General features: G+C 65.1%; 9 protein-coding genes. 8 read left to right on the top strand and 1 reads right to left on the bottom strand.

Translation table 11 applies throughout. From position 1 onward, the window contains the following. On the top strand, window positions 1-1,083 hold a 1,083-nt coding region (locus tag MJD61_01775; GenBank protein MCG8554007.1), incomplete at its 5' end, for a hypothetical protein. Window positions 1,084-1,172: 89 nt separating this feature from the next. Then, a complete protein-coding gene (locus MJD61_01770; GenBank protein MCG8554006.1) occupies window positions 1,173-2,537 on the top strand; it encodes a hemolysin family protein in 1,365 nt (454 codons plus the stop codon). Between the two features lie 32 nt (window positions 2,538-2,569). Here MJD61_01770 and MJD61_01765 read toward each other — a convergent pair whose 3' ends face one another. Further along, window positions 2,570-3,193 carry a hypothetical protein gene (locus MJD61_01765; GenBank protein MCG8554005.1) on the bottom strand — a complete coding sequence of 208 codons (624 nt, stop codon included), beginning with the start codon at window positions 3,191-3,193 and terminating at the stop codon, window positions 2,570-2,572. Between the two features lie 137 nt (window positions 3,194-3,330). Here MJD61_01765 and MJD61_01760 point away from each other — a divergent pair, with 137 nt between their 5' ends. The 6 genes from MJD61_01760 to secG form a co-directional block, all read left to right on the top strand. After that, window positions 3,331-3,999: a sigma-70 family RNA polymerase sigma factor gene (locus MJD61_01760; GenBank protein MCG8554004.1), complete on the top strand. Its 669-nt coding sequence runs from the start codon at window positions 3,331-3,333 to the stop codon at window positions 3,997-3,999. A 124-nt stretch (window positions 4,000-4,123) separates the two neighbouring features. Further along, window positions 4,124-7,702, top strand: coding sequence for a fused MFS/spermidine synthase (locus MJD61_01755; protein MCG8554003.1), 3,579 nt, complete (start codon window positions 4,124-4,126; stop codon window positions 7,700-7,702). Window positions 7,703-7,746: 44 nt separating this feature from the next. Beyond that, window positions 7,747-8,772 (top strand): type I glyceraldehyde-3-phosphate dehydrogenase, encoded by a 1,026-nt coding sequence (gene gap / locus MJD61_01750; protein MCG8554002.1) that lies wholly within the window; start codon window positions 7,747-7,749, stop codon window positions 8,770-8,772. 12 nt (window positions 8,773-8,784) lie between these two features. Further along, window positions 8,785-9,954, top strand: a complete 1,170-nt coding sequence (pgk, locus tag MJD61_01745; protein ID MCG8554001.1) for a phosphoglycerate kinase — start codon at window positions 8,785-8,787, stop codon at window positions 9,952-9,954. Window positions 9,955-9,997: 43 nt separating this feature from the next. After that, the gene (tpiA, locus tag MJD61_01740; GenBank protein ID MCG8554000.1) at window positions 9,998-10,768 is read left to right on the top strand and encodes a triose-phosphate isomerase; all 771 of its coding nucleotides are present in this window, start codon (window positions 9,998-10,000) and stop codon (window positions 10,766-10,768) included. Beyond that, on the top strand, window positions 10,765-10,905 hold a 141-nt coding region (gene secG, locus MJD61_01735), incomplete at its 3' end, for a preprotein translocase subunit SecG (GenBank protein ID MCG8553999.1). The genes tpiA and secG, both read left to right, overlap by 4 nt.

The following is a 10,905-nucleotide window of genomic DNA, read 5'->3' as shown; positions in this document are numbered from 1 at the left end:
TGTGCCCTGCCCAAGTTCGTCCACGACCGGGCCGACGGCGTGCGGCTGCTCTTCAAGGAGGCTCATGGACATGCGCCGCCCGATGCCGAGATCCGGACGCGAATCACGAGTCTGCCGCGCCCGCAGTTCGCGTACGCGCTGCAGGTTTCGGACGCGGAAAAGGGCAATGGAAACGGAGTGGTAGAGCGAGGGGAAACGGCGACCATCCACCTCAAGGTGCGCAACGTCGGCCGGGGCCAGGGTCATAAGACGCAAGCGAATCTACGCAACATGAGCGGCAGGGGAATCCTGCTGCGCGACGGCCGCTTCCAGCTCGATAACCTCAAGCCCGGTGAGGAACGCGATATCGCTTTCACGTTCGAGTCCCTCCCCGATTCGGACCAGTCCGAAGTCAAGCTCGGCATCTCGATCACCGACATCGATCTGCGGGAGGTCGTCAACGAAACGCTCAAGCTCCCCATCAAGGAACCGCAGGGCGACGCAATCAGGAAGGGGAGCGGCACCGTGAGCCTGCGGGACGGCGCCGTCATCAGGGAGAGGCCGGACACTACCAGCAAGTCCGTCGCCCGCTGCACCGGGGGGCGTTGCTCTCTGCCGGTGCGAGCCCATTTCCGTGGCTTCACCCGCGTGGAAACCGGAGACGGCCGCCAGGGCTGGATCCACGACGCTCAGGCCGCTGGTGCCCATGGCCGGACACGAGGCAGCGTGGCGGCGGACCTCAACCACATGCCGCCACGGCTAGACGTCGACTACGGGCACACACTGGTGACTCGCAGGCCGACGTTGCGGCTGCGCGGTCGCGCGACCGACGAGACCCGCGTCCGCGATATGTACGTTTTCGTTGGCGCGCGTAAGGTATTCTACCGCGCCAACTCGGGATTGAAGAGCCCGCGAGCAGCCGATTTCGAAACCGAGATTCCTCTGAGGGGTGGTATCAATTACGTCACAGTCTTCGCACGCGAGAGCAACGACATCGTGTCCCGCAAGACCTTCGTCGTTCGCCGTGACGGGCCGGACGGATCCTTGCTGGAGACCCCCAAGCTGGACGACGAGACCTACTGGCTCGACGACGTGGCTGAGTGAGCGCCTTCTTCCGCGGGCCCTGACCGGGCCACTTTTTCTCGTTGCATCGCGCTCGGACGCCGCTCAGGCTATCGGTGGGATTGTCCTCGGTGGTCGCTCTCATCGCCGCCTTTCTCTGTGTGCTGGCCAACGCCTTCTTTGTAGCTGCAGAGTTCGCGATGGCCCGCGTGCGGCCGACTGCCATGCAGGCACGCGCGCAAGCTGGGGACAAGCTGGCCGAACGGGCGCTGCGCATGATTTCCCGGCTGGACGCGTACCTCACCGCGACCCAGTTCGGGATCACCCTCGCCTCCCTGGCGCTCGGTTGGCTCGGCGAGCCGGCAGTCGCCGGTTTGATCCGGCCGCTGCTGCAATCGTTGGGCATGTCACCGGTCTTCATCAAGGGCACGGCGCTGGCCATCGCCTTTGGTGTGATCACCTCTCTACATATCGTGGTGGGCGAGCTCGTGCCCAAGTCGCTGGCGATCCTCAGACCCGAAGCGGTAACGCGATGGACCACGTTGCCCATGCTGGCGTTCTATTGGTTCATGTACCCCGTGCTGTACGTGCTCAACGGGATCTCGAACTTTCTCTTGCGGGCGATGGGGCTACCCTCGGGTGAAGCCGCGAGGGCGAAGCTGTCAGCGGAGGAGCTGCAGCTGATCGTGCGAGCTTCCTTTGACGACAAGGGCGTAGAAGGCACCAAGCGCGATCTCTTGGAGCGGGTACTTCGCAGCACCGATCGCCCGCTGCGAGCCATCATGATCCCACGCGTGGACATCGTTACGCTGTCGCTCGCCGACACGGACGCGCAGTGTTTAGCCAAGATCCGCAAGTACGGCTTCAGTCGTTATCCGCTGAGCGAAGACGCGGATCCCGACCGTGTCGTGGGCTACATCTACGTGAAGGACCTGCTGCTCGCCACGGGCAGGGCGAAGGGCGGAATTCGAGCCATGAAGCGCGATGTCCTGTTCGTGCCGGAAACGCAATCGGTGGGTGACCTGCTTGCGTTGTTCCAGCGGACCGCGATCCCTCTGGCGATCGCGGTGGATGAATACGGCGGAACCAGCGGGCTTGTCACGGTGGAAGATGTTGTCGAAGAGCTCGTGGGCGACCTGCACGACGAGCTCGACGGCGAGCAGCCACGGGTCGAGGCCCGCGAGGATGGAACCATCGTGGTGGATGGCACCCTGCCCGTGGGCGAGCTCCCCATCGACGGTTTCCATGTCGAGCCCGGCCTAGCGCATGAGACGTTGGGAGGATTCATCATCGCCACCTTGGGACGCCTTGCTCATCCGGGCGACCGCGTGCGCATGGGGCAGTTCGAAGCCGTTGTCGAGGATGTGCGCAGGCGCAGAATCGGCCGGGTTGCCGTGCGTCGCTACGTGCCGACCCTGAGGCCGGAGAAAGGCGATTCCGTCCCCCCACCAAGCCCCGTAGGACTGGATCCCGACAGCCGGGCGGACTTGGAGTAGTGCCCCAACCCAACTTGATTGGCCAAAACCGACTAAAAGAGCTTGCTGAAGTGATCGATGCCGCGCGGGAGCGAGCCGTGCAGGCGGCGATGTCGCCAAATGGCCTGAGCGGCCGTGTCCAGTGCTGCCCGGTAGTCGAGGGTGTCGAAGTGCAGATGCCAGGGCAAGCGTCGCAAGAGCCCGGCGACGCACGTAGTCTCGATCAAGGGCTCGAACAACGTGTGCGTGATACCACGCGACAGGTGCCAGCCAAGGCCTGACGCCTCCACGAAGCACGCGTGCAAGGGTCGCAAAAGGAGCAGAGCACTTCGGGATCCCTCCCTGGCACCAAGCGCCCAGGGAGGCTTCGCAGGGGCGAGGTCGGGGTCGGCTTCCGCCTGCATTAGGTGGGCCATACGCAGCGCCACGCCCCGGTCCTGCTCGACCGCGAGCAGGGATGCCAGGACGCCCGAGCAGGACAGCCCATGGACTCGACAATCCGCGGCCAATGCGTCGACGATTTCACGCCGAGCAGCTCTCGTCAGCGAGGAGTAGGCCGCCGCCAGGCCCCGGGCGGCTTCGGCGTCGCGAGCGGCCACCCGTGCGAGCGAGGCAAAAGCAGCACGAGGTCCCGCTCCGGTTCTTGCCAGAGGCTTCAGGCCTTGTTCAACTACCACCGAGCCGGACCATAGGCGCAGCCGGAACGGGCCGCCAGGGTGTATCCCACGTGCGTCCCCTACCCTGCTTGACGCCAAGGCTGCGGACCGCTAAGCGGAGCGAGCGAGGTTCGCGACTGAATTCGGTAGCTTACGGCATGAAGCCCGACGACGAGTTCGTAACCGAGCATGCAGCGCTGGTTCGCAGCATCGCCCTGCGAATCAAGCGCGATCTGGTGTTGGACTGCGAGCTCGACGATCTGATTGCTTTCGGATACCGCGGGTTGCTTGAAGCCCGGGGGCGTTTCGACGCGCAACGAGGAGTGCGCTTCACCTCGTTTGCTTACTACCGGATCCGAGGGTCGATCATCGATGGTGTGCGCGCGATGGCTGCTTTGCCCAGGAGGGCTCATGCACAGCTCAAAGCTCTGCAGACGCTCGACGCGGAGGCTGAAGGTGCCGCTCGCGAGCGCGCGGGCTCCCAAGAGACTCGCAGCAGTCCCTCTGCAGCCTTGACGGTGATGCAGCGGGTGCTGTCCCGGATGGCATGCTCCTACGCGATGGCCCGTACGGCCGCTGGCGCCGAAGCCATCGACGAGTCGCCAAGCCCCGAGTCCAAGCTCATCGCCCGGGACCAGCAGGCTCACGCGCTCCGGCTGCTCTCCTCGCTCCCAGGGCGGGAGCAAGTCCTGATGCGTGGTTTCTACTTCGAAGGCCGCAGTCTCGACGAGATGGCGCAGGAGATGGGCATGTCCAGGTCGTGGGCCAGCCGCCTGCACGGCAAGGCGCTCGATCGGATGCGGCACTCACTTCAGGCGGCGCCCTAAGAGCGCCGACCGGTTTGAATCCCATGGGATTGCCCGGGTACAGATGCACCCCACGGGATGCCTACTTGCCCGGCGTATTGGAACCGATCGGCGCCCCCCATCCAGTCCGGATCGAACGCAGCCAGTGAACCGCCTGCTTCCGCTCGCGGCCTTCTTCCTGTCCGGCGCTTCGAGCCTCGTCTTCCAGCTCATATGGTCGCGGATGCTGCAGCATGTGTTTGGCTCGACCAGCATCGCGGTCAGCTCGGTGCTCAGCGTGTTCATGGGTGGCCTGGCCCTGGGCGCGTGGCTGTGCGGTCGTTACGCCGATGCGATCGCTGCCCCCTTGCGCCTGTACGCGCTCGCCGAGCTGGCGATCGCCTGCTGCGGTCTGCTCGTGCCCGAGCTCGTGCACCCCGGCGGCTTCCTCGCTGACGTGAACGCGCTGTTGCTGCGCCAGTTTGGTGCTGACGCGACCCTGCTGGTCTTCGCCCGCTTTGTGTGTGTCGTGCCGATCCTGATCGTGCCAACCACCCTGATGGGTGCCACCCTGCCGCTTCTTGCGCGGCACTTCGTAGGACCCGCGGAGCAGCGGAACGCGGTGAGCCGGCGTGTGGGCACCCTTTACGCCGTAAACACCTTCGGGGCGCTCGCCGGCGTGTTCGTAGCGGGTTTCCTGCTGCTACCGCACGTGGGCATGCATCGAACCAACCTGGTAGCGGTTTTGGCCAATGCGCTGTTAGGCATGTCGATCATCGTGCTGTCACGCTGCCGCGGCACGCACTCGACAGATGAAGGACTCCGGTCGCCCGCGCAGCCGCCGCCCCGGCCCCGCGCCTGGCCCCGCTCCAGATCCGAACAGCCCTCCTTGCCGGCGCCGGTAATCCGCGCGGCAGGAGTTGTCTTCGCGGTGTCGGGCTTTGTTTCGCTCCTGTACGAGGTGGTGTGGACTCGGGCCCTGCTCAGCACGATCGGCAGTTCCGTCTACGCGTTTTCGGTCATCCTGCTCGCTTTCTTGGCGGGGATCGCGGGAGGAGGCGCTCTTGCCAGCGCGCTCGGCGGACCCAGTGCACACTTGCCGCTGCGCGTCGCTCTTGTTGCCGGGGTGCTGTCGCTGATCGCCAACGGGCCGCTACTGGTTCACGAGGGTGCCTCCGCTGCTGCCCTGGCGACGGCGTTTTGCTGGGGCGTGGTGGTGTGGACTGCGAGCCTCGCGACCAAGCGCGCCGGCGCACCCGTCGATCCCGACGTGCGTGAGCTGCGCAGCGGGACCGTCCCACAACTGGGTCCGCTGACCATCCCGCTGGCCGCGGCTCTGCTCAACATGTGGGTGACACCGAGCCCCATCGGCGGGATGGCAGCCTCGGTCGTCGCCTGCGGCGCGCTACTGGTCGGGCTGCTGGTCACCTTGCGAAAACGTCCGCTGGCCCTTGTGGCGGCGGTTCAGTTCTTCGTGGCTGCGGCCACGCTGACCAGCGATATCTGGGCCGACGAGATCTCGGTCGCGTTCGCCGCCAGCGTCGTGCCGTTCTACGACACGCTCGCCGACAACGTGGGCCTTGTCATGTCGACGATGCTCATGACCGCGCTGTTGCTTGTGCTGCCCGCAGCTCTGGGGGCCGGCGCCATGTTTCCTCTCACGATGCGGCTATGCGGCCGCGGCGGCACCCACGTTGGCCACGACGTGGGCGCCCTGTACACGGCCAACACCGTGGGCGCCATCCTTGGCGCTTGGCTGGCCGGCTTCGTGTTCATGCCGCAGCTCGGCATGCAGGCCACACTGCACCTGGGGATCGGCTTCAACCTGCTCGCCGGGCTCATGCTTGTGCTGAGCGGAAGCGCGAGCGCCGGCCCGAACGAGAAGCAGCGACCGCCACACAGGTTCGCCACGAACGCGATAGCGATCGTCGTTCCTGCGGCTCTTGCTGCGCTGTATCTGGCGTCGGTGCAGCCCAACTCCCCCCTACATTGGAACGTGGCGCGCATGACGCTCGGCGTCTTTCGGCTTTCGCTCGCCAGAGACGCCCTTGACGAGGAGGCGTGGGCACAACCCCAAATCCTCTACTACAAGGATGGGCTGTCCACCACGGTCACCGTCGAGCGCTGGGGTCGGCATTACGCCCTGAAAAACAACGGCAAGGTCGAAGCTTCCAACGGCGACGACATGACCACGCAGATCATGGTCGCCGCCTTGCCCCTGCTGCTGCACCCGAGCTCGGGCAACAACCTGGACGCGGCGATGATCGGCTACGGCTCGGGCGTCACAGCCGGTGCAGCGCTGCAGTTCCCGCTACGGCATCTGGAAGTCATCGAGCTGGAGCGGGCCACGGTAGAAGCCGGGATCCACTTCAGCCATGTCAGCCACATGCGCTACGCCTTTGACCACTTTCCCTACGTCGAGGTGCCGCGCCTCACACTGATCAACGACGACGCGAGAAACTACCTCGCAGCTGCCGATCGCCGCTACGACGTGATCATCAGCGAGCCCTCCAACCCGTGGCTCAGCGGGGTCGCAAACCTGTTCACCGAGGATCACTTCCGCGCCAGCAAGATTAGGCTCAAGCCGGCTGGCATATACTGCCAGTGGATACAGCTCTACGAGCTGAGCCCCTACAACGTCAAGAGCCTCTACCGCACCTTCGCTTCACAGTTCGAGCACGTGCTCGCGTTCGTGTCGGAGGCCGGCTCCAGCGATACGATACTGCTCGGCTCCGATGCCCCGCTGCACCTCGATCTGAAGCGGCTCTCGAAGGCGATGGAGTCACCGGCGGTCTCTGCGGAGCTCGATCGAGCCGGCGTGAGCTCGCCTTTCGATCTCCTGGCCCGCGTGCTGTTCGCGGATCGCGCCGAGGTCATGAGCTACACGCGGATCGAGGAGAGGCTGTCGCAAGGCGAATGGTCTCGCCGGGACGCGGGCTACAACAGCGAGCCTTGCCCGACAAGGACCTGCCGGCGAAGACCGGCTCCCTTGAACACCGACGACAACGCACGCATCGAGTTCGCGGCACCGCGGGATCTGATCGCCTTTCAGCGTCACAGGGGCTACTTGAGCACGTTCTACGACTCGGCTTGGCCGTATGGGCGCGCGCTCGAGCGGCTCCGAGGTTTTGGCGAAGGCGAGCAGGCGGCAGTGAGCTACGCGCGCTTCGCCGAGGCGCTCATGGCCAACGGCCGCCGTGTGGAAGCCGCCCGCGTGCTCGACCGGGCCTCGCGGCTGGCGGCGGTCCCCGAGGTGGCTGGCGTGCTCGAGCTGCTGTCGCTGCTGGTCTCGGATGAGGAAGAGCCGGCCCTGGAGCTGTTGCCACCAACCCTCGCCGGCTCGCACGACACACGCGATGCACGCAGGGTCTCGCAGGCCTTTCACCGGGCTTCAAACGCGCTGCAAACGCGCGGCGCGCAAGCGGCGCTCGAGGCAATCCACAGCCTGCCGCGGCCCTTGCGCCTCCACGGAGGACCACAACTGCGCTTCCTGTATGGCTACGCCCTGTACAATGCGGCGGTAGAGCAGCGCGGGAGGTTCCGGGACGCAATCGACGAGCTCGAGGAGCTGCTCCGGGCCGACGACGACTTCAGCGCTACCCATCCTGAGCTCCACTACTTCCTGGCCAGGGCCTACGACGGCGATGGGGATCCGGAGCGAGCAGTGCGCAACATGCGAGTCTACCTCCGGAGCAGAGCCCCCCTGGCGAAGAGGGGGGCCGCTGGCTCGCTTGACGCTCCATGACCGGCCCGCTATGCCCATTTGCTGCAGGAATAAGGAGAACGCACATGGCTACGAAATTCGCGATCAATGGTTTCGGGCGCATAGGCCGCTGTGTGCTCCGGTCGATCGTGCAAGCCGAGGCTGCAGGCGCGACCCAGAGCAGGAGCCTGGAGCTGGTGGGGATCAACGACCTCACCAACGCCAAGACCCTGGCTCACCTGCTGAAGTACGATTCGGTGCACGGCGTGCTGGATCAGGAAGTGCGTGCCGATGGGGAAACGCTGATCGTGGGAAGCAGGAAGATACCGATCTTTGCCGAGAAGGATCCCGCGAAGCTCCCGTGGAAGTCGCTGGAAGCCGACATCGTCATGGAATGTACGGGCGTGTTCCGCAGCAAGGCGAAGTGCCAGGGGCACATCGATGCCGGCGCCAAGCGCGTGATCATCAGCGCACCTGGCGGTTCCGACGTTGACGCGACGTTTTGCGTGGGGATCAACACCGAGCAGTACGACCCTTCACGGCATCAGGTGGTTTCAAACGCCTCGTGTACCACGAACTGCCTGGCTCCGGTTGCCAAGGTGGTTCACGAGAACTTCGGGATCACCAAGGGTCACATGGTCACGGTACACTCCTACACCAACGACCAGAACGTGCTGGATCTGCCCCACAAGGATCTGCGTCGCGCCCGCGCAGCCGCCATGTCGATGATCCCGACCACGACCGGTGCGGCAAAGGCGATCGGTCTGGTGTTGCCGGATCTCAAAGGCAAGCTCGACGGAACCGCAATCCGCGTGCCGACTCCCAATGTCTCTATCGTATGCCTGTCCTGCAACGTAGCCAAGGCAACCAGCACGGAAGAAGTAAACGCCGCCCTCAAGGCAGCCTCCGAGGGTCCGCTGTCGGGCATCCTCGGCTACGAGGAGGCGCCCCTTGTGTCAACGGACTTCATTGGCGACCCTCGCTCGTCCATCGTGGACGCTGCCCAGACGCAGGTTTGTGGCGATGATTTGCTCGAGGTTCAGAGCTGGTACGACAACGAGTGGGGGTTTTCCGAGCGCATGCTCGACCTGGCCCTGCACCTCTCGGGCTAGGCGTGGTTGGCAGTGAGGACGGTCGAGGAGCTCCCGCTTGACAACCGGCGCGTGCTGTTGCGGATCGATTCCGACGTACCGGTCGCGGGCGGCAAGGTCACCGACGACACCTTGGTGCGCCAGGCGCTGCCGACTGTCCGGTTCGCCCTGGACAGGGGAGCGCGGCTGGTGCTCGCCGGACACACGGGCGACTGCCGCGGCCGGCGAACAAAAGACTGTTCGATGGAGCCGGTCGCGGTGCGATTCGCTGAGCTGCTCAGCGAACAAGAAGTACGACTCGCAGACGACTGCCTTGGCGACGGCGCACGCAAAGTTGTGTCCGATCTACGCGCCGGCCAGGTCGCAATATTGGAAAATCTGGAATTTCACCCAGGCGAGGCGGCAAACGACGAGGGGTTCGCAAGAGCGCTGGCGATGCTGGCCGATGTCTACGTCAACGACGCTCCCAGGGTGACGCACCTCAGGCGAGCCTCGGTCCATGCCCTACCCCTGCTGCTTCGCCAGCGCGGCATCGGCTTCTTGCTGAAGCGCGAAAGCGATGCCTACCACCGCATCCGTTCTGGCGTACCGCGCCCTTTCGTCGCACTAGTTGGCGGGTTGCGGGTTGACGAGAAGCTCGCCCTGATCGAAGGGCTCGTAGAGCATGTGGACGCCCTTGTGTTGGCAGGAGCACCGGCAACGACCTTCCTGGCCGCACGGGGTGTCTCGATCGGAAGCAGCACCGCGCCCACCGAGAGACTGCCTCAAGTGCGCAGCATCCTGCACCATGCGCGCGAGCGCGATGTGCAAGTACTGACACCCAACGATGTGGTAGTCACCAGGGATCCGTGCGCCGGCGACACCAGGACGGTCTCCGTGGGCCAGATCGAAAGCGACGAGGTGATCGTCGACATCGGTCAAGAGACCGCCAACCGCTTCCAAAGGACCCTGCTGCAGGCGCGCTCGGTGTTCTGGAGTGGAGCCATGGCAATGCACGGGCGAGCCGAGTGGCGCCGGAGCACCGAGCACATGGCGCGCATGCTTGCGGACAGCGGTGCGTTTGCCATCGCGAGTGGGGTGACAAGCGCGTCGATCGTGCATGCGATGGGCCTGGCCGACCGTTTCGACCTCGTCTCGACAGGCGGCGCGGCGTCACTCGAGTTGCTGAAGGGCGGCAAATTGCCCGGGCTGGAGGTACTGTAGCGTGAGCAAGGAACGTAGACCGCTGATCGCCGGCAACTGGAAGATGCACAAGACGGTAGCCGCCGCAGTGGATACCGTGCGGGAGCTCAAGGACCGGCTGCCTCCGGATCCTGGCTGCGAGGTGGTTGTTGCGCCGCCGTTTACCGCGCTCCATGCGCTTGCCAAGGAGCTCGCTGGCTGCCCGGTCAAGCTCGCCGCTCAGAACGTACACGCGGAAAACCAAGGGGCGTTCACCGGTGAGATCAGCGCGCCCATGCTGAGCGAGGTCGGGTGCACGCACGTAATCGTCGGTCACTCCGAGCGCCGTGAGTTGTTCGGCGAGGACGACGAGGACGTGAACCGCAAGCTCAAAGCCGTTCTGGGTGCTCGGTTGACACCGATCGTGTGCCTGGGCGAGACCATCGAGCAGCGGGAGGCAGGCGCGACCATCGAGCGCATCACCGATCAGCTCAACCGAGGGCTCCGGGGTCTCGACGAGGCCGAAGCGCGGCGTTTGGTCGTTGCTTACGAGCCCGTGTGGGCCATCGGTACGGGCCGGACCGCAGGCCCTGACGACGCCCAGCAAGCGCATGCAGCGCTGAGGGCGCAGGTGCGCGAGCGGTTTGGCGAAGCGGTTGCCTCCGCCATGCGAATCCTCTATGGAGGCAGTGCTCGACCGGACAACGCGGCCGGGCTGCTCGCCGAGGCGGACGTAGATGGCCTGCTAGTGGGCGGTGCATCCCTGGCTGCGGAATCCCTGGCCTCCATCGTGGAGGCAGCGGAACCGCGGTCGAGCGTGGGCTCTGAGAACGACTCCAACGGAGCTGCAGGATGATTACCTTCCTGACCGTGGTTTACGTGATTGTCTGCCTTTTCCTGATTCTGGTAGTGCTCCTTCAGGCTGGAAAGGGTGGAGGCATGGGGTCGGCCTTTGGTGGCGGCTCGAGCCAGGCTGTGTTCGGTGGGGCTGGC

This window comes from Pseudomonadota bacterium, assembly GCA_022361155.1.
GTDB lineage: Bacteria > Myxococcota_A > Polyangia > Polyangiales > JAKSBK01 > JAKSBK01.
This window is presented reverse-complemented; position numbering and strand designations above follow the sequence as displayed.